The organism is Verrucomicrobiota bacterium, assembly GCA_016871535.1.
In the GTDB taxonomy this organism is placed as follows: domain Bacteria; phylum Verrucomicrobiota; class Verrucomicrobiia; order Limisphaerales; family SIBE01; genus VHCZ01.
Window position 1 is genome coordinate 1 of sequence record VHCZ01000104.1, and the last position, 19277, is coordinate 19277.

Sequence of the window (19277 nt, forward strand, 5' to 3'; positions counted from 1 at the left end):
ACAAATGAAGGAGACCGATCGACAAATGAAAGCAACCGATCGACAAATGAAAGCAACCGATCGGCAGTTGAAGCAAACCGATCTCCAGATCAAAGAGCTCGGCAAGCAGATTGGCGGCCTGGGCAACAAGTTTGGTGATTTCGCCGAAGGAATGGCTCGGCCTTCGTTGATGGAGATACTGAGCAAACGCTTCGGCGTGGAGCAGATCATCGAGACACGGCGTGTGCGCAAGGGCGACGACGAAATCGAGATCGACTTGATTGGCGCAAGCAATGGTGAGGCGAAGACCGTCGTGGCCGCCGAAGTGAAAAGCGTTTTGAACCAGCGAGAATTGGAGAAATTCATTCGAAATCTAGGCAGATTCTTCGAATTCTTCCCCCAATTCAGAGGCTACAAACTTTACGGCGTGCTCGCCGCGGTAGAGAGCAGCAAGGAAATGGACGAAGCCACGTTGGCCCGCGGCATCTGCCTGGCGCGGATGCATGGTGAGGTTTTCCGACTCAAACTGCCCGCCCGGTTTCGTCCCAAAGATTTTTCGGCATGACAGGCTACGGTTTGGCCACCTGCCCCAACAACACCGGACGGCTGGCGCCCGTTGTGGAAGGAAGATTCGCGGGCTGATTTTGGACCCGATAGTACGCGAGAAATGCGAATGCCGCCGACTCAACCGCCTGGACCGGCCAGCCCAGTTGATCACAGGTCTGGAGTCGGATGCCTGGTTGCCACTGCCGGAGCGAGACTCTAATTTGCTCGACCAAAGCCGGATTCCGAACGCCTCCCCCGGCAAGAACGACCCGTCCAGGCGCGCTCTTCAAATGCAGCCGGTAGTTCAAGACCAACGACCGCGCCGTCAGCTCCGTCAGTGTCGCAACGATATCGAACTTCGAGAGCCGAAATCGCCGGACCTGGCGTAACGCTTCATCGAAAAAAACCTCGCCGAATTCCTCGCGGCCCGTGCTCTTGGGCGGGTCCTGGATAAAGAATCTGTGATCGAGCCAGCGCGCCAGCCATTTCTCGGAGACGCGGCCGCGTCGGGCCCAGGCGCCGTTCCTGTCGAAGGTTTTTCTTCCGTGGGTGAAATGGCGAACCGCCAGGTCGATCAACAGATTCCCAGGCCCCGTGTCGAAGGCTGCCAACCGGGGTTGCTTTCGCTCTCGCCAGTCGATTGACGTCACGTTGCTGATCCCGCCGAGATTATTGACGCAGACGTGCTCGCCTGTTTTGCCAAAGACCACCTGATGAAAAAGAGTCGCCAGGGGAGCGCCTTGCCCGCCGGCAGCCAGATCGGCTGCGCGAAAGTTGTTCACCACGGGAACGCGCAATCGTTCCGCCAGATAAGCCGGCTCGCCCAACTGGAAGGTGGCCGCAGGGCTGGCCGGTTGATGGTAAATCGTTTGGCCGTGCAGTCCGACCAGGTCGAGCTGTTGCCGCCTCAGTCCGTGTATCGCCTCGTCCGCGTAGAATCGCCCCAGATCATGGTGAAGCTGGCCGGTTTCGTGGCTGGTTCCGAGATCGCTGGCGGCGCGGTGCAGACGGTCCCGAAGGCGCCGGGGGAATGGGGCTTGCCAGTGTTTCTCCAACGCCACGGCATTGCCGTCGATTGAGCAGACCGCGTAATCTACGCTGTCGATACTCGTCCCGGACATGATGCCGAGGACCCGGAGGCGCCTCGCTGCGGGAATTCTCGCGACTGAGTGCGGTGGCATTCCACTGGAGATTCTGCCTCCTGAACACACGCGAGGAAACCAGGAAAAACGGCAACCCCTCGGTTACTGCTTGGTCCGCAGGATGGACGACAAAGCTCGTAGCGCAGAGTTGCACTCTGCCGTATCGCAGATTTGTATTCTGCGGGGCGTCTCCCTGTCCGAGCCCGCTGGGACTTGCCGGCGCCCTGCCGATTGGAAATCGGCGATACCGCAGATTGAAAATCTGCGCTACGGTTCTCCGGTCGATCTGTCGTCAATCCCACGGTCTGCACAGTAATGACGGTGGAGCGACGCTCCTGCGGAGCTTTCTTCGATGGCATTGGCTCGGCAGGAGCCTCGCCCAAGCCTCGCCCACGTTTTACTGAGAGGGGATACTCACTCCGTCGGTTTGTCCTTGCGCACGACGATGAACCAGGCGTTTTCACCCGTGGCGTTTCCCCCTTGAATGGTGACGGCCACGCCGCTCTGTTGCGTGGACGTGCTGACCCGTTTCCCGTCCTCGAAGAAATGCACCGTTCTCTTGCCCGCGACGGATAAATCGATCTCGACTTCGTGCTGGCGCGAAAGGCGGACTCGGGACTTATGGCCCGGCTCCACCGTGGCTTGGACGCGATTCACTTCCCAATACGTCTTCCAACGAAACACCGGCTGAAGTCTCTTGGCCAGCCTCGGACCGATCGCCTTGGCTTCCTTCTGTGGCGGCTTTTCACCGACCGTTCCGCGAACAAGCTGGATGTAGAAAGTTTTGGAAGGATCGTCCTGCTCCGCGGCTGCGGCTATGCCGCAGACAGCGAGTGCCAGAAGAACAATATATCGTGTCATCGGGTTGACTGCCTGAGTCAATACGACAGACGAAATCTGTCCAAGGCAAATTCGGCAATTCTTCCGCCCGCTCAGCCCGAACCCAGATCGGTTTGAACGGGAGAAAATGGACCATTGTATGTCCTCAGTAGAAGGTCGGGCGAGGCTCCCGCCGAGCCAATGCCATCGAAGAAAGACTCCGCAGGAGCGTCGCCCCACCGCCGTTAACTGAGGGGATACGGGCCATTTCAGTTCGACGGTCCACCGGGCAGCGCGGAAAGCTTTTGTTCGCTGTCCTTCCCGACCATCAAACCGTCGCCGCCTTCCGCGACCCGCAGGCAGAAGCACCAGTCATCGGTGTTGTTCCCGATTTTGAGCAAGATTCGATTTGCGCCCTTCTTGAGTTGGACGTTGATGCGGTCCTGATCAGGTGCGCACGAACGCGGTTCGGTGTAGCCGTGCACCGATTCGCCATTCACCCAGACATAAACCCAGTCGTCAGAACCCAGCCACAAAGTCACGCGCCGATCCTCCGGGCTGTGGAGCGTGGTGCGGGCATAGGCAAACTGGCGCTGGCTTTCCAACGGGCTCAAACCAAGCAACGGAGCGAGGTGAATCACACCGAGATCGCGTGCGGCGTCGGTCTGTTTCCACGAGGCCGCGGAAGGAATGGCCGGTTCCGGCAACCTCGGAGTCAGGAGGGGTTGGTTCGGGCCCGCGTAATGCACGACGCTCGTGTCTGACGGCTGCTTCGTCATTCCGTTTCATCCTCGCCAGCGCGTCGGCCAACTTGATCTGCAACTCGGCGCTGTCCGTTTGAAACCCGGCCGCCACCTGCGCGAGAGTCGTGGCGCGCTCGGACTTTTCGCTGCTGCGCGCAAAGACTTCGATCAGCGCGCCCGTGAGCAAGGGGCTGTCCGCGGCTTCGCGCCGCTTCAGCGCCTCGCCAATCCAGTTGCGTTCGAGGAGAAGATTGGCCAGCCCGGCCTGGAGTTCGCCCAGCCGAGCCGTGGAAAAAACTTTGGCGGCTGACTCGTAAGCGGCGAAGGCCTCCGCGACACGGCCCGCGTCCGAGTGAGCCGCGGCCAGGGCCGCGTAAAGATCGAGTTTCTCCGGCAACTTCTTCAGCCGGCTCTCAATGACACGGGCGGCGAGGTCATGGAATCCTTCGGCGCTGAGCCAGCCCTGGAGGTTTTGCAGGCGCCACTCCGCGTTATTGGAACGCAGGAGTTGATCGGCCAGTTTGACGAGGTCCTCCGATTGGCCCAGTTTCGCGCGGCACTTGGCGAGGCTCATCAGGAGTTCCTTGTAATTCCAGTCCCGCAGGCTGTTTGCGGCTTTGTCGAAAAGTTCGAGCGCCTTCGCGTGCTCGCGCTGGTCCATGAGGAGGTTGCCAACGCGCGTCAATGTGTTGGGACGCTTGTCCCAGGCGAGCAAAGCGTCGATCTCCCCCTGGGCATCGGCTTTCCGGCCGATCGAGAAGAGCGTCTCAATGAGCGAGAGTTTGGCATTCGATTCGACGTCCAGTGTCGTGATCCCTTAGCCGCGTGCTGTCTTCCTTGGCGGCGTCGAGCATTTTGCGAAACGCGTCCTGGGCTTCGCCGTATCGGCGCTCTTGTTCGAGGGCTTCGCCGTACTGGCGATGGTAATCCGGCTCGTTGGGTTCCAGCCGAAGCGCGAGGCGGTATTCGTGGAGCGCCTTTTCAGGCTGGCGATAAAGTTGATATACCTGAGCGAGACTCAAGCGCGCTTCCGGATCGCTCGCCGCGAAACTCACGAGCGCTTCGCCGGCGGCAATGTCTTCGTCTCTCAAATCGACCGCCAGATAAATATCCAGCAATTCCTTTTGGTAAACGCGGGCGCGGTTTTTGTCCTTTTCGAGGAGCGTCTTGTAAGCGGCGATGGCTTGCTCGGTTTGTTTGGAGGTTTTGTAAAGCGTGGCGAGCGCGCGGAGGTGTTCGACGTTATCCGGCTCTTTCTCGCGGCGGCCTTCGTAGAGCGCAACGGCTTTTTCGCGCTGGCCGCTGCGTTCGTAAAGGCGCGCCAGTTGGGCAAGTTTCCTGGCGTCGGAAGGATTCGCGTTCAGGTCCTTTTCGAGTTGCTTCTGCTTTTCGTCGAGCACTCCCATTTCGCGCCAGGCGTCAAGGCGGCGGGTTTCGCCTTGCTGAGTGAGGAATTCGTTCTGGTCCTGGTTGGCCAGCGCGTCGAATTGCGCGAGCGCTTCCTCGAATTTCTGCTGCCGCATCAGAATCTTGCCGTAAGCCAGGCGCGATTCGAGGTTCGCCGGATCTTTATCGACGGCTTCCTTCCGGAGCCGGGGCTGCTTCTTCCGTCTTCTGATTGGCTTCGAGAATTCCGGCGATCTCCGAATACTCTTCCACTTTGCTCGTGGCGGGATCGATCGCGGACAACCAGAGCCGGACAGCCTCCGCTTCATCGCCCTTCTGGAACTTGAGTGTGCCCAGGCTCAGCAACCAATCCTTGGTCTTCTTCTTCTCCAGAGCTTGCTGATACGCCGCCATGGCTTTGATCGGATGCCTTATTCACAAGTCACCTCCAGGTTTCATGGTTTACGCTCGCCGGACGTTTGGACTTCCCTTCCAACTTTGTCGAGCCGGTTATCGGCCTTTGCCGATCCGTCATTCGGGATTGAGTCTTGGACCGACGAGGTCAGTTCCGAGTTCAAAATTCAGGGTTGGACGCTTGGTTTGGACGGTTGGGTAAACATCGAACCTCCAACGTCGAACGCCGAACGTTGGGCATCGAACAGCGGCGAGGGTTCAGGCCTTCGGGGTCAGGGCTTGGCGTTCAGCCGGCGTTCAACTGTGGCAAGGATTTGTTCGAGTTTTTCGAGCGCTTCTGGTTCGCCTTTAAGTTCGAGCAGCGGTTTGAGTTCCGCGCGGATTTGTTTCAAATCGAGCTTTCCGTGCTGGCGGATCAACACGCGCTCGACATCGCCCCAATCGAGGCCGCGGCCGGCAAAGGCTTTGTGGACGATCAGGTCTTCGGCCGAGCAGGTGAACAATGATTGGTTCTCTGTCCAAGACCAGTTCGAAGCCCGTTGGACAGTCCGTTCCTCAAAAGGCACTGCGCCCAGTGTTACATCCACATCCACGCCCTCGCTCGTGCGAATCAACAGCACGCGGCGGCTCAAAGCAAACTCGCGCGCGTCGGCTCGGCGGGCAGCAAACGTTTCAAGCAACTGATCTGCAAATTGCTCCTCCTTTCCGAATCCGGTCAGGAGCGTGAGATCGACATCCTGCGTTAGTCGTGGTTCGCCCCAGCGTGGACGGCGACGCCGCCGATGAAGCAAAAACGCCATCCTTGTTGCTGGCAGAAACGCTGCACTTCGCCCGCAGCCGCGAGCACGCGGAGCAGGTGGATCATGCCCGCCACCCTTTGTGGAAGATGGCTTGCTGTTCGACCAGCCCGGACCAATCCGATCGCTCCCGCCAGCCCTCAGGCGCGCCCAGCCACTGCATGATTTGCCGCGCGCGTTCCTCAGTCATCGCCGCCAGTTCGTGGGCTTTGAAGATTTGCACGGCCTCCCAGCGGGCGAAGTATTCGGCACGCGCCTCTTTCAATTCCATCGGTTCGGAATCCGAACTCATGCCTGAATGTTAGCGGATAAATTTGGACTGTCAGCAGCGCATTCTCGCGGTTTGAAGTTCGGGTTGATTCCCATTGTGGAAGGCTCCCTTTCATGACTGTGAAAGCGCAGTGACCGGGCGTTCGAGTCAATCCCAAGGAGATGGAGTCCTCCAGCCCAAGGTAGCTCGTGCCCCGCAACCTTGGGCTGAAGGCCAGTGCCCCGTTGGGGCCGTCGATCCGAGACATTACTGCTTGGTCCGCGGGATGGACGACAAACCTCGTAGTGCAGAGTTGCACTCTGCCGTATCGCAGAATTGTATTCTGCGGGGCGTCTCCCGGTCCGAGCACGCTGGGACTTGCCGGCGCCCTGCCGATTGGAAATCGGCGATACCGCAGATTGAAAATCTGCGCTACGGTTCTCCGGTCGATCTGTCGTCAATCCTACGGTCTGCACAGTGAGACAGCTCAAAAAATTTCATGCGCGAATCCGGTTGACCTTGTCGAGGAGTAGAGTCTGAGCCTTGATCGGGACAATTGCCACTGTCCCCTTCGACTCATCCATCCCGCCTCGGAGCGGACTTGAAGAACTTGTATCCCGACAAATCCAGGCGCCGTAGCGCGACATCCAGGATGAAGAGCGCCAATCTTCTGTTCCTGAATTTTGAAACCGTCGCGGTAAAGCGTGAATGTTCCCGTCGCCGCCGAGCTGGCGTGAGCGACCGCCGACACCGTGAAGCTCTGGCCTTTCTTGATTTCCGACGGGACGAGGTACGGCGTGGCGAAAATCTTGAGGCCGTGCGCGACCTGGCGTTTGGCCGCAGCCAGGGCGCTGCCGGCCGTTTCGTTGCCATCGCTGAACAGCGCGATGCGATTGATGGTGTCGGAAGGCATCGATTGCCCGGCCGAGACCAGGGCGCGTTCGATGGCGGTTTCGCTTTTGGCGTCGGGCTTCCTCAACTCATCGGGAAACTTCGGAGCCGAGGCCATTGGCGCGAGCGTCTGCGGCGCCGCGGCGAACGACATCAAGCCGGCTTTAGCGCGCGCGGAGAGACGATCCTTCAATTGATTCAGAAAACTTCGCACCTGGTTCGTGGCGGATTCTGGAACGCTGTCGGAAAGATCAGCCATCACGAGCAGGGAGACATCGCGGCTCCTGGTAACCCAAAGCGTCCCGGCCAGAGCGAGCGCCAGCAAGGCGAGGATCGTGCATCGGATGAAGGCGGAACACGCCAGTTGCAGCTTCAGGCTATCGACGAGCGTAAACCGCAGCACCATCACCGCCACCGGCACCAGCGTGACGCAGAGCAAAAGATATGGATTCTCGAAGTCGAGCCTCATAGGCTGATGCAAGGGGAGCGCACGCGCTCTCGCGTGCTGTGGTCGGCGCCCTCGCCGACCACACTCTTCTGTTCAGAAAAGCGATCGTTTGACTGGCGGTGCATCTTCTCGCGTAATCTGGCTGGACCAGGCGGCATCGGACCGAGGAATGAACCAGGCAAGCACCAGCCCCAACGCGTAAACCAGGCTCGTCGTCGCGCCCATCTTGGCAATGTCTCCCTGGAAAAGGGCGCTCAAGGCCGTCGAAGACAAAAGTGCGGCGGCCGAGAGTATGCGACCGAAGTTGTAGGTCACTCCGGAGCCGGTGGCTCGGACGCGCGTGGGAAAAAGTTCGGGCAAGAAATACGGCAGCCAGCCAAAAAAGCTCGTGCTCACCAATCCCAACGCAAAAGTCGCCCAAAGGAACTCGGCCCGCGTCGGCGTCAGCGTCAAAAAGATGTAGGCACTCAACGCCAGCGATCCCAGGCTGATCAGGAAATAACTTCGCCGCCTCCCCAATCGGCTCGCCAGCCACCCGCCGGATAAAGAGCCGATGACTGCGCCCAGGGCCTGGAGGGTTTGTGTGGAGGCTTTGAGTCCGGGCAGGCCCTGGAGTTCGCCGACTTGCCCGGCCCAGGGCACGAGCCGTTGCCCGGACGCCCACCCGCCCAGGAGCGGGATGGTTCCGAGAGCGATCCCCAGCATGGTCCAGCGCAGCAGCGGTGGACGGAAGACCTCGGCGACGGGAGTCGCAGTCAGCGAGGCCGGCGCTTGTTTTTCGGCCAGCCACTGTGGGGATTCGGGCACGAACGCGAGCACAAAGGCGCCAAGCACTACGGGCGTTCCGCCCAGCAACAAGACCCAACGCCAGGACTCGCGCGTGATTGGGTGATAAAGCATGATCAATCCAAGAATCAAAAAGCCGACGTTTGCCGCCGCGCCGATCAACCCCGCCAGAGCGGGCCGCGAAACGCTCGGCCACGCCTCGGTCGCCAGCGCCACTCCCGAAGGCCACATCCCGCCAATGCCCAGACACGCGAGGAAGCGCAGCGCCAACAATTGTTCGGGACTCGTCACGAAATAGCTGAGCGCGGTGATCGACGAATAGCAGAGAATGCTAAAGCCCATCGCCTTCACGCGGCCGGCGCGATCCGCAATCCAACCAAAGACAATCCCTCCCAAGGCCGCGCCCAGCAGAAATGCGGAAACCAGCCAGGAGAGCCACTGGTCAGCGCGCGTTTCAATGCGGACAACTTGATTCACACTCTCTCCCGTCTTCGGCGGATGAGCGGAAAGGAAGTCCTGAATGGCCGGGCGCGTCGCGGGGATCATCAACGACATCTCCATCCCGGCGAACATCCAGCCCAGAAAGACGGCGATCAGAACCAGGTAGCGGCCTTGGGCCGAGAGGGCGGTTGGTTGTGGATTCAAAATCACTTTGGCTTCGGGATCGCCTTGAGCATTCGGACAAATTGCCGCAGCAACTCCGTGTTGTCCTGATAGCCTCGCGCGGTGACGAGCAGTCCATCCACGACCACGGGTTCGTTCACATAAGTCGCCCCGCCTTGCTCGGCGTCCATCGCGCACTTGGGCACGGTGGTGACGCGTTTGCCTCGGATGCAATCGGCAGCCGTTAGAATCTCGATTCCGTGGCAAAGGCAAGCGATGGGTTTGCCCGCAGCCCAGATTTCCCGAGTGACGCGGCGAAGGTCTTTGTCGTAACGGATGTATTCCGGCGCGCGCCCGCCCGAAATGAACATGCCCGTGAAATCCTCCGCCCGCAGATCACGGAACGCCACGGAAGCCTTCAAATGGTAACCCGGACGTTCCTGCGTGATGTCCCAGGGCACGTCCGGGTTCGGTGGAATTTCGTGAAGCACCGTGTGATAGAGCCGCGCTTCCGGTCCGGCCACCACGACCTCGAAGCCATCCTCCGGCAGGCGATAGTAAGCATAAAAGGTGTCGAGCGCTTCGGTGGCGTCGCCGATGGGCATGAGGATTTTGGGCATGGGGCGGGGGCGATGGTCAGTTGTCAGTGATCAGTATTCAGTAATCAGTAATGCAGCATCCCGAAGGGCAGATCGCTCTAAATCGGGAGCACACGCGCCTCGCGTTGCCGACTGGCGCCTCGCCAGTCGGATCGTCTCTGAGACCGTCACATCCACAACGGCTGTTCAGGACAGAAGAGCGTGGTCGGCGCGGGCGCCGACCACGGCACGCGGGGGCGCGTGCGGTCCCCATCTGAGTTGAATCATTGCATCTAGCCGCTGATGCCATACTGCGCGCTTAGTCGCTTTAGAAAGTCGGCGGTGGCTTTGGCCGATTCGCCCGGAGGTTCCGTGGAACAGCCAGCTTGGTGCACGGTCACGGTGCCGCGATATTGGATTTCAGCCAAACCTTGAAACACGCTATTAAAATTGATGCCCCCGCTCGCGTGGATTGGAATCAGATCGAAGGGAACCTGCCCCCGGCTCCAGGTGTTCAGTTTCATTGTCCCGTCCGCTTTTAGCACCTGGTTCTGGAGATAAACGTTGAAAATCCACGGCGCGAGCCGCTGGATCGTTTTGGGGCCGTAGTCCTGTCCGCACAACTCCAAATTCGCCGGCTCGTAGATAAGACCGAAGTTGGGCCGGTCGATGCCCCGCAGCGTGCGCTCGATGCCTTCGACCGTCTCAAAAAGGCTCTGCGTGTGGCATTGATGAACGAGCTTCAGAGCACGCCCAGCCGCTTCGTCCGCCGCGCGTTGCGCCCATTCGATGTCTTCCTCTTTCTTCAGCGCCACGCGGATGAGCGGAGCCTTCATTGCCGAGGCTAATTGCAAAAAAGGGCCGATGTAGCGCAAACAATCCGGGCCGCGGTCGTTGTTGTACACGACATCGAAATTGCCCGTCACCATGCTGACGGACAATCCGTGAGCGCGCAGCACACCGGCGGCCTTAACCACGGCTTCGGCCGGCGATTGAATCCCGACCTGCGACGCCCGCATGCAAAGCGATTGATAGCCCGCGGCGACCGCGAGGTCGGCCAGCGCTTCCATGGACATCGATGCGCGCTCCTTGGAACTGAATTCTTCGGCAATGCGGACGGACAAGGACAGATTCATCGGGTGCCCGATTTAACCGCAAAGCGCGCGAAGAACACAAAAGGAATCGCGTAACATGTGTGGGATTTGATTCAACTGATTATCCATTTGACATTTGAGTGCGGAATCCTAGACTGTGCCCCGTTCGAGTGACGATAAAGACAGGAGCAAATTGTATGAAATCAATCGGAACCCTTTCAAGATGGATTGCCTGCGGTGTGGTTGCTGTAGCGGGCCTGATGGCAACGACTACGGAAGCGGCCGTCGGGCGAGCAGTTGTCCGTGCCGTGCGCGGAACCGCCCAGTACAGTCTGCAAGGCGGAGAATTTAAGACTTTGACTGTCGGGAGAGTCCTTGGACCTACGTCCATCGTGAAGACGGGAGTCAATTCCGGCGTCGATCTTTTCCTCGGTGAGAATGGTCCGACCGTCCGACTTCTGGCTGACACGACCCTTGAGCTTAAAACGTTGAACATTGACCGAACTGGTATCGATGTCGTTATCGAAACTTTCCTGGATCTGACGACGGGCACGATTCAAGGGAATGTCAAAACGCTTGCCGCAGCTTCCAAGTACGAGGTCAAGACACCGTTCACAGTCTGCGCCATCAAGGGAACAGAATACCAAATCAGCGCCGACGGAACGGTTCACGCGATTACGGGTTCTGTGGTCGTGGCTTACAGAGTTGGCCAACCTACTGTCACGGTGAATGCCGGCCAAACTTTTGTTCCTCCGGCACAGCCAACGGCACAGCCGATCATTCGCCCGACTCGATCTGACGAGGCACCACCCACTGTTCCACCGGCATTCCCGTCGGACATGGCCATCGAGGGGCTTACCGATCTGAAAAAGGTTATCTTCAATCAGTGGCTGGAACGGGGCAACCTGCGAGTCTTTGAGTACGGACCACAAACACCGACAGAAAAGTTGACCACCCAAATTCGCGCTCAATCCCCGGTCGAGCGGCTTAAAACTATTCAGGATCTGCCAGTGCCGCAAATAATCCAAGTGGTAGCGTCTGCGCCAGATCTAATTCCAGACGTGCAGAAGCTTCCTTTGCCTAAACAGAAGGAAATCGTCCGGGGAATCCAGGAACTTCTCCTTAGCACTCAGACCCCAATTGAAAACGTGCCTCCGCCAATACGGGACTTCGTCTCCCCCACAACTGGACGGCCTGCGGGAGGCTAACGGAGAGGCCGAGCAGCCAATTTGAATTATCACCCAGAGCGACATGCGTTGCTCTGGGTTTTTTGTTTTGGTTTCCGAGGTCGCAACTGGAAACGACTTGAACCGGTGATGCCTCAGTAAACCCCGGTTGGGCGAACGTTCTCGCGAGCCGCTGGCTTCGATGGATTGGACGCGTGATGGCTCGTCAGTAGCCTCGCCCATCAAGAGGCGTTTACTTGAACCGAAATTAGAGCCATGCACCTTCGGTCGGTCAAACGGGCACCCGTCGCAATCACGCTTTGTGTCTTGGTCCTGGTTTGTTTTGTTCACGCCCTGCCAGCATGGCTCCGGAAATCGGACGAGCAAGAGGCTCCGCGTTTTGATTTCTTTCAGAGGCTCGAATGGATGACCTACGACGCGCGAGTCAGACTGGCTTTGCGCTTCCCACGGCCTTACGCGACCAATCTCCTGGGCGCTGTTTTCATCGACGACCGAGACCTCACCGCATTGAACGACGGTTCCTACGGCTACCGCGTCAAATTTCCCTGGCCGCGTTACTTCTTCGGCAGAGCACTGAACGAACTCGCCGCCCAGGGCGCCAGTCTGGTTGGGGTGGACATTTTTTTTGACCAAACCGACCCCGACACCATTATCGAGGGGCCAGGGCGTCGGCGCTTCCCCTCGGATCAGTACTTTGCGGATCAACTCCGGAATGCCAGCAATGTCGTTCTGGCCGCGGATGCCCGGCGCCCGATTTTTCCTGCTCCGATGTTCGAGACGCATGCTGTCGCGGTCGGCAACGTTTACACGAAAGTTGATTCGGACGGCATCTTGCGCAAGGCGAGGGCCTTTGTGGAGCGGCGCATCTGGCACCCCGCCATCGTCAGCATGGCCCGGGCACTCAATTGGGATCTCGGCCGCGTCGAGATGCAGGCGGATCGCATGGTTTTCAGCCGCTTGGACGGTCAACCTCCGGATTACGCGCCGCTGGGGCAGAACGGCGCTTTGAAGTTCGACGGCGACGGGGAATTGATCGTCAATCGCGACGGTTCGGGCGAAAGCGCGAAGATTCCTGGGCCGAGGGCCAAACCGTACACGGACACGAAAGTGTGGCAACTGGGGATCATTCTGGCAGCGCACCACCTGGGGCTGGACCTGGACCATCCCGTCATTGAGCGCGACCGGATTATTCTGCGCGGAAACGGCCAGGAGCGGATCATTCCAGTGGATCGTGACGGCTTTTTCTACGTGGACTGGACGATCCGGTTAAACGACACCGATCGCATTGAAGCGGAAAGCATTGTCCGACTCATCCGTCAGAGCGAAGCTCGGGACGAAGGACAGGCGGATTTTGAGCCCAAATTCCGGGGCAAGCTCGTTGTGATCGGCTCGATTGGAACCGGGGGAAATGTCTCCGACCACGGGGCGACGCCGTTGGAGAATGAGACTGTGCTTGTCTCCAAACACTGGAACGTGGCGAATGCGGTGCTCATGGACCACTTCATTCATCGGACTTCCCTGGGAACGGAGCTTCTGCTCATCGCGCTTTTCGGAGTGGTTTCCGGCGTGTTGAGCTGGGCGTTGAGGGTATATCTGGCCACGGCGTCCGTGCTTCTGGTTTCCCTGGCTTACAGCGCACTGGCCGCGGCGTGGTATGTTCAGAGCCGTCACTGGTTGCCGATCTTCATGCCGGTGGTTGGGGGATTGCTCTTGCCGCATTTCGCATTGATCACCTACCGCGTCGTGTTCGAGGAACGCGAGCGCGATCGGGTCAAAGCCGTGTTCGCGAAGATCGGTTTGATGGGGTCCGACGCTCACATCGTCAACTACACGGTCTTCGGCCGGGAAGTGAACGTCGCCAGCCGACTCGAGAAAATCGCCGGCCGCGGAGGGATCATCATTAGCGGGGCAACGCATGCGGAACTTCAGCGAGCGGACCCCGCATTGGCTGCGGCTTGTCTGGAACGCCCGCCAGTTCAAGTCAAAGGCATCCGCGAGCCAGTCAATATTTACGAAGTCCTGTGGAAGCAGGATCCGGGGACATCCGGCGGTGGCTTGAGAGACAGCTAAACCCCTGGCAATTGAATTCGATTGTAACAGGAGCAACAGAGAAAACAGAGGCACGCTGGGAGGCATCCGGACCTTTTCTCCGGTCGAACTCCGCACCAAACCCGATTGTGGCTCGCTGCCTCGCTCCCGTTTGTCTGGGACCAGTTAAAAGTGGGATTATCTCCAAGGTCTTGTTAGATTCCCCCCATGCGCACGGCGATTTATCCCGGCAGTTTCGATCCGATCACCAACGGCCATCTGGACGTGATTCAACGCGCGGCCAAGTTGTTTGACCGAGTCATCGTGGCGGTGGCGCAGAACGAAAGCAAAAATTCCCTGTTTACGCTCGCGGAGCGGAAGAAACTCGTTGCCCGGTCTGTCAATGGCTGGCCCAACGTCGAGGCGGATTCATTTCAGGGTTTGCTCGTGGATTACGTGCAAAGCCGCGGAGGCGACGCCATCATCCGCGGGTTGCGGGCGGTCTCCGACTTCGAGTTCGAGTTTCAACTTGCGCTGATGAACCGGAAGCTGAACGAGCGCGTGGAGACGATCTTCATGATGCCCAAGGATACCTACACGTTCATCAGTTCGCGTCTGGTGAAAGAGATTGTGCGGCTGGGCGGCGATGTGTCCGCTTTCGTCCCGGCGCAAGTAAGGGTGGCATTAAGCGCGAAGTTTGCTAAAGTGAAGCGCCGTTGATTTTCCGGCCTTTATGCCTTTGACCATCAACCTCCGGCACTTGGAGCACAAAGTCCTCCATTTGCGCGGCCAATCTGTGGCGAGCGATCTGGAAGTGGCAGATGTGGATGAACTTGTGCAGATGGAGCAGCCGTTGCGCTACGACTTTTGGGTGGAGAAACTTAAAGACCGTCTGCTGGTCCGCGGGCAGCTTCAGTTTGTCCTGAACTGCCAGTGCGCGCGATGCTTGAGACCTTTTCAGAAGGTCGTGGAAATGGCGGATTGGAGTTGCAGCCTGGCCCTGGAGGGAGAGGATCAAGTGGCGGTGCAGCACGACTGCGTGGACTTGACGCCTATGATCCGGGAAGATATTTTGCTCGCGTTTCCACAACATCCGTTGTGTAAGTCTGAGTGTAGCGGGTTGCCGATTGCAGCACAACCCTACCCCAATGCGAGCGAAACCGGCGCAAGTGGGTCCGTCCCGTCCGCGTGGGACGCACTGAACAAACTCAAGTTCTGATCAAGTTTGAAATTGAATTTATGGGCGTACCAAAACGCAAACCATCGAGAAGTCGCCAGCGAATGCGACGGGCCTACAATAGCGTGCTGAAGCTGCCTCAACTCAGCACCTGTCCGCAATGTTCGGCTCCCTACCTGCCCCATCGCGTATGTCCCGCGTGCGGCTTTTACAAGGGCCGCCAGGTGATCACGGTTGAGGCCATCGGTTGATCGATTGCAAGAGCGCAGAGATCCGGCTTCCCATCTGCGCTCTTTTGCTTTATGCGAATCGCAGTGGATGTCATGGGAGGGGACCATGGGCACGGGGTTGTCATCGACGGCGTCCAACACGCGCTCCAGGCGGACCTGGGGTTGACCGAAGCTTACCTGGTGGGTGAACGGGAGAGCATCGAGTCATACCTCAAACAAGCCAACGCCCACGACCGCCGCATTCGGATCGTCCACGCCTCGGAAGTTCTCACCATGGAAGACAAGCCCGTGGAGGGTCTCCGACGGAAAAAGGATTGTTCGATCTTGCGCGCGGTGGATCTGGTCAAGGAGGGGAAAGCAGATGCCCTGATTTCACCCGGCAACACGGGAGGCCTCGTCGCTGCCGCTACCATTCGCTTGCGGAAGCTAGAGGGAGTGGAGCGCGTCGGGATAGCCACAGTCATCCCCTCCGCCGAAAACGAGTTTGTGCTGCTGGACTCCGGCGCGAACGTGGAATGCCGCCCCATGCACCTGGTGCATTACGCCGTGATGGGAACGGTGTACTCTCGCGAAATCCTTGGTTACAAAAAGCCGCGCGTCGGGATTCTCAGCAACGGGACCGAGGACAACAAGGGGAACGATCTCACGCTCGAGGCCTTCAAGCTCTGCAAACAAATCGACATCCATTTCATCGGCAACGTCGAGGGGCACGACCTGTTTCACAATCGAGTGGATGTGGTGATTTGCGACGGGTTCGTGGGCAACATTGTCTTGAAGACCATCGAGAGCTTCGCCAAGGGATTGATCGGCTGGCTCCAGAAAGAGCTGAAGAAGAATCCAAGACGCATTTTGGGCGCGCTCCTCGCCAAGAACGCCTTCCGCACGATCAAGCGCCGCATGGATCCTGATGCGCACGGCGGCGCCCCGTTGCTCGGTTTGAACGGCAATGTCATGAAAGCGCACGGCTCGGCGCGAGAACGGGCCATCATGAATGCCATCCGTCTGAGCACGCGGGCGATTCAAAACCAGATCAACCAGATCATCTGTCAGGAGATCCAACGCGCCAATGAACGTCTGGCCGCGTGCAAACAGGCTGAGCCGATTCCGACTTCCGCATGAATCCGGTCGCATCCAAGAAATTCAAGAACCCCCGGGCGCAACACGATTTCAAAGGCCGCACGTGCTCGATCGTCTCCGTGGGTTCCTATGTCCCGGAACGGATTCTCCGAAACGTGGATCTTGAAAAGATGGTCGAGACCACCGACGAGTGGATCACTTCCCGGACCGGAATCCGCGAACGCCGAATCGCCGCCGATGACGAGTTTACGTCCGATATCGCGGCCAAAGCAGCCACTCGCGCCCTCGTCAAGGCGAGGCTTCAGCCGGAGCAGATCGACATGATTGTCGTCGCGACCATCACACCCGACATGCTCTTCCCATCCACGGCATGCCTGGTTCAACAGAAGATCGGGGCCCACCGGGCGGCAGCGTTCGATATCGAGGCTGCCTGTTCGGGGTTCATTTACGGACTGGAGATCGGACAGCAGTTCATCATGTCACGCACTTACGACACGGTGCTGGTGATCGGAGCAGAGAAGTTGTCCGCGATCATCGATTGGTCAGATCGGAACACCTGCGTGCTTTTCGGCGATGGGGCCGGGGCGGCGATCCTTCAAAATCGCCCTGGCAGCCATGGTTTGCTGACCGCGTGCATGGGCGCTGACGGCACGAAAGCTCACTTGCTGTCCATGCCCGGCGGGGGCAGTCGTTGCCCGGCCACGTCGGAATCGGTCGCGGCCCGAATGCACTATTTGCGGATGGACGGGAAAGAGACCTTCAAGAACGCCGTCAACGCGATGTACACCGCGGCTCGGGAATCCCTGCGCCGTTGCGAGATCGATATCCGTCAGATCAATTGCATCATCCCGCATCAAGCCAACCGGCGGATCATCGACGCCGTGGGCGAACGCCTCGGAGCCGAGCCGGAACAACTTTTCGTCAATCTCGACAAATACGGCAATACCTCTGCGGCATCCGTGGCCATCGCGCTGGACGAAGCGGTTGAGTGCGGCAGAATCCAGAAAGGAGACCTGGTCCTGTTGGTTGTGTTTGGCGCCGGCCTGACCTGGGGCGCGGCGGTGATCGAATGGTAGGCTCTGGCTGCCCGGATCCATTTCACCGATGCCGCGCAAGTCAACCGCCAGCACGTAAACCAGCGCGCCGCCTGCCGATACGTGTCCCAGGTCCCCTGAATGTCGTGCGCTCGATTGCCTCGTCGGCCGGCCGGACATCGATCCCACGAAGATTGGCGTTTCCGGTTGTTCAGGCGGCGGGACGTTGAGCAGCTATTTGATGGCGCTTGACGATCGCATCGCCTGCGCCGCGCCCAGTTGCTATCTGACCAGTTTTCGCAGATTGATCGACACGCGCGGTCCCCAGGACGCCGAACAAAATATTCACGCCCAAATTGCCTTCGGGATGGATCACGCCGATTACGTCTTGATGCACGCTCCCAAACCCGCGCTGATCCTCGCAGCGAAAAAAGACTTTTTCGAGACGCGGTAGGTCGCGGTGCTGCGGCCAAGGAGAATGCAACTGGCGCCGATCAAGGTGTGTTCGTCCGTGGCCTTGAACCTCGGCTTGCCGGTGTCATCCAGGAGTTGGTAACGCTCGCCCTGGCCAATGGGATCGTAGCACAACGCGGCGATGCCGTGCTTCGCCAGGAAAATGCCCTGCGTCTGATTCTCAGTCGTGCCGGTGGCCGAGTGGCCGCTCGGCATCAGGACGGCAGGGAACGGCGGCGCGCTTTTCGGCAAACACAGCGACGCCGTGACAAAGTGCCGCGGCTGGCTTTCGAAGATGACCTTCCCAAGCCGGTAACCGTCTCCCAGGAGCGTGGCGACAGTTTTCGCGTGGAGCGGCGTTCGTTCCGGGAACCACCCAACTGTTCGAGGAAAAACTTGCGCAACCGTTCCTGGTACGCTTTCGATTCTTCCGGAGTCTTGACCTGTTCGTAGGCCGCCTAGCGACGTTCGAGCGCGTCGTAGGCTCGCTGTTTGAGAAACTGGCTGAGCATTTGCCGCGGCTCCGCACCTGCCGGAGGCGTCGGGAGCACGTTCAGGTTCTCGGCGGCGAAAGCTGCTTGGACACCGAGCGCGAGAAGGAGAGCGGGAAAGGGAGCGGAGATGTTCATAGCAGGTTTTCGCTTAATCGTAATCGTAATCCTAATCTTACTCCTAACCATAATCTCATTCGCGGGATCTTTTGGGTCGAGGACGGTTAGGATTAAGATTAGGATTACGATTAGGAGCGTGGATTCAAAAATTATGCCGAGTAAAGCAGAGCCTCGTTACCTCGGCTGCTACTCACTTCGCCAGGAATTCGATCACTTCAAGAGTGGACTCGGTATTTACGTTTCCTGAAATCTTGGTGATCATCTTTGCGATGCCTCCGGGGATTTGTTCCGACATGTAGATCTTGACCGTGCCGCTGTTGGCGCCTTGCGCGACCGCGGATTCGGTCCACTTGCAGCTCACGGGCTTGCCCGCAATTGTGATTGTCTCCGTGCCTTTGTTCAGCACTTTACCGGAGTCCGCTGCCGGAACGCCCGCTGGCATCACACCATCACCGGGAGCGCCCGTAAGTGGCGACGCCGCGGAAAGCGGAAAGTCCTTCCGGGTGGTGCTGGTCTTGCCCATTACCGTCGTCTCGATTTCAACCACCGCACTGGTTGCCTTCAATTCCACCAGCGTTTGCTTGATTTCGACCGTGGTATTGATCGGCTTGCCGGCGACGTTCATGGCGGAAGTCATCCGGATTTTTGCGTAGGACCCCGCCTTGAAACTGGCCCAGGGATGTTTGGGAGGAGTCGCCGCCTCTTTGCCGCAACCGGCCACCGCGAGCATCGTCAACGCGAGGAGTCCGAGCTTGGTGTTGTTCATATGTGGAATTTCCTTGGTGTTGGTTTGGTTTCCTTGTCGTTACTGGAAACGCTCCTTCAATTCAACCACCAAACGGACGCCACGCAGACCGGTGCAGCCACACGCAGGTTCTTTGGACTGCGGCGGGAGGCGAAGCGCCACGCCGCTTTGACCGCGCCAGCCAGGCTCCCAAAAGCGGTGTCGCCGCTGCGCTCTGCCACCGCAGTCCAAAATCGCTGCAACTCTGCCCTAGGCCTAG

At 58.9% G+C, this 19277-nt stretch carries 22 protein-coding genes; 9 read left to right on the forward strand and 13 right to left on the reverse strand.

Annotation, left to right across the window (positions count from 1 at the left end; all coding sequences use genetic code 11):
• Window positions 1–544: DUF3782 domain-containing protein (locus tag FJ398_14555; GenBank protein ID MBM3839156.1), on the forward strand; the 544-nt coding region annotated here is incomplete at its 5' end.
• A gap of 4 nt (window positions 545–548) precedes the next feature.
• On the opposite strand, the gene FJ398_14560 is transcribed toward FJ398_14555, so the two are convergent.
• From FJ398_14560 to FJ398_14610, 11 genes are all read right to left on the reverse strand, one after another.
• On the reverse strand, window positions 549–1706 hold the full coding sequence (locus FJ398_14560; protein ID MBM3839157.1) for an anhydro-N-acetylmuramic acid kinase: 1158 nt from the start codon (window positions 1704–1706) through the stop codon (window positions 549–551).
• Window positions 1707–2081: 375 nt separating this feature from the next.
• Window positions 2082–2528 (reverse strand): hypothetical protein, encoded by a 447-nt coding sequence (locus FJ398_14565; GenBank protein MBM3839158.1) that lies wholly within the window; start codon window positions 2526–2528, stop codon window positions 2082–2084.
• A gap of 227 nt (window positions 2529–2755) precedes the next feature.
• A complete protein-coding gene (locus tag FJ398_14570; protein ID MBM3839159.1) occupies window positions 2756–3028 on the reverse strand; it encodes a hypothetical protein in 273 nt (90 codons plus the stop codon).
• Window positions 3006–3944 carry a hypothetical protein gene (locus FJ398_14575; GenBank protein MBM3839160.1) on the reverse strand — a complete coding sequence of 313 codons (939 nt, stop codon included), beginning with the start codon at window positions 3942–3944 and terminating at the stop codon, window positions 3006–3008. The genes FJ398_14570 and FJ398_14575 overlap by 23 nt, the downstream gene beginning before the upstream one ends.
• Window positions 3945–3996: 52 nt before the next feature.
• A complete protein-coding gene (locus tag FJ398_14580; GenBank protein ID MBM3839161.1) occupies window positions 3997–4944 on the reverse strand; it encodes a tetratricopeptide repeat protein in 948 nt (315 codons plus the stop codon).
• Between the two features lie 357 nt (window positions 4945–5301).
• Window positions 5302–5709, reverse strand: coding sequence for a hypothetical protein (locus tag FJ398_14585; GenBank protein ID MBM3839162.1), 408 nt, complete (start codon window positions 5707–5709; stop codon window positions 5302–5304).
• Window positions 5710–5890: 181 nt separating this feature from the next.
• Window positions 5891–6118 carry a hypothetical protein gene (locus FJ398_14590; protein MBM3839163.1) on the reverse strand — a complete coding sequence of 76 codons (228 nt, stop codon included), beginning with the start codon at window positions 6116–6118 and terminating at the stop codon, window positions 5891–5893.
• 445 nt (window positions 6119–6563) lie between these two features.
• Window positions 6564–7436: a VWA domain-containing protein gene (locus tag FJ398_14595; GenBank protein ID MBM3839164.1), complete on the reverse strand. Its 873-nt coding sequence runs from the start codon at window positions 7434–7436 to the stop codon at window positions 6564–6566.
• A gap of 72 nt (window positions 7437–7508) precedes the next feature.
• Entirely contained in the window at window positions 7509–8846 is a 1338-nt protein-coding gene (locus FJ398_14600) for an MFS transporter (protein ID MBM3839165.1), read from the reverse strand.
• Between the two features lie 2 nt (window positions 8847–8848).
• Window positions 8849–9424, reverse strand: coding sequence for a peptidase (locus tag FJ398_14605; GenBank protein MBM3839166.1), 576 nt, complete (start codon window positions 9422–9424; stop codon window positions 8849–8851).
• Between the two features lie 251 nt (window positions 9425–9675).
• A complete protein-coding gene (locus tag FJ398_14610) occupies window positions 9676–10518 on the reverse strand; it encodes a sugar phosphate isomerase/epimerase (GenBank protein ID MBM3839167.1) in 843 nt (280 codons plus the stop codon).
• A 155-nt stretch (window positions 10519–10673) separates the two neighbouring features.
• Between FJ398_14610 and FJ398_14615 the strand changes: the two genes are divergently transcribed.
• The 8 genes from FJ398_14615 to FJ398_14650 all read left to right on the forward strand — a co-directional run bounded on the left by FJ398_14615 (window position 10674) and on the right by FJ398_14650 (window position 17663).
• Entirely contained in the window at window positions 10674–11684 is a 1011-nt protein-coding gene (locus FJ398_14615) for a hypothetical protein (GenBank protein ID MBM3839168.1), read from the forward strand.
• Between the two features lie 234 nt (window positions 11685–11918).
• Window positions 11919–13733, forward strand: a complete 1815-nt coding sequence (locus tag FJ398_14620; protein MBM3839169.1) for an adenylate/guanylate cyclase domain-containing protein — start codon at window positions 11919–11921, stop codon at window positions 13731–13733.
• A 186-nt stretch (window positions 13734–13919) separates the two neighbouring features.
• On the forward strand, window positions 13920–14411 hold the full coding sequence (gene coaD, locus FJ398_14625; protein ID MBM3839170.1) for a pantetheine-phosphate adenylyltransferase: 492 nt from the start codon (window positions 13920–13922) through the stop codon (window positions 14409–14411).
• 13 nt (window positions 14412–14424) lie between these two features.
• Complete coding sequence (locus FJ398_14630; protein ID MBM3839171.1) at window positions 14425–14910, forward strand: hypothetical protein; 486 nt, start codon at window positions 14425–14427, stop codon at window positions 14908–14910.
• 20 nt (window positions 14911–14930) lie between these two features.
• Window positions 14931–15119 carry a 50S ribosomal protein L32 gene (locus FJ398_14635; GenBank protein ID MBM3839172.1) on the forward strand — a complete coding sequence of 63 codons (189 nt, stop codon included), beginning with the start codon at window positions 14931–14933 and terminating at the stop codon, window positions 15117–15119.
• A gap of 51 nt (window positions 15120–15170) precedes the next feature.
• Window positions 15171–16217: a phosphate acyltransferase PlsX gene (plsX, locus tag FJ398_14640; GenBank protein ID MBM3839173.1), complete on the forward strand. Its 1047-nt coding sequence runs from the start codon at window positions 15171–15173 to the stop codon at window positions 16215–16217.
• On the forward strand, window positions 16214–17251 hold the full coding sequence (locus tag FJ398_14645) for a ketoacyl-ACP synthase III (protein MBM3839174.1): 1038 nt from the start codon (window positions 16214–16216) through the stop codon (window positions 17249–17251). The genes plsX and FJ398_14645 overlap by 4 nt, the downstream gene beginning before the upstream one ends.
• A 136-nt stretch (window positions 17252–17387) precedes the next feature.
• Window positions 17388–17663: a hypothetical protein gene (locus tag FJ398_14650; protein ID MBM3839175.1), complete on the forward strand. Its 276-nt coding sequence runs from the start codon at window positions 17388–17390 to the stop codon at window positions 17661–17663.
• Here the strand turns inward: FJ398_14650 and FJ398_14655 are convergent.
• Both FJ398_14655 and FJ398_14660 read right to left on the reverse strand, forming a co-directional pair.
• Window positions 17591–17878 carry a hypothetical protein gene (locus FJ398_14655; protein MBM3839176.1) on the reverse strand — a complete coding sequence of 96 codons (288 nt, stop codon included), beginning with the start codon at window positions 17876–17878 and terminating at the stop codon, window positions 17591–17593. The two genes, FJ398_14650 and FJ398_14655, sit on opposite strands and share 73 nt — an antisense overlap.
• 585 nt (window positions 17879–18463) lie before the next feature.
• Window positions 18464–19039, reverse strand: a complete 576-nt coding sequence (locus tag FJ398_14660; protein ID MBM3839177.1) for a hypothetical protein — start codon at window positions 19037–19039, stop codon at window positions 18464–18466.
• Between the last annotated feature and the right edge of the window lie 238 nt (window positions 19040–19277).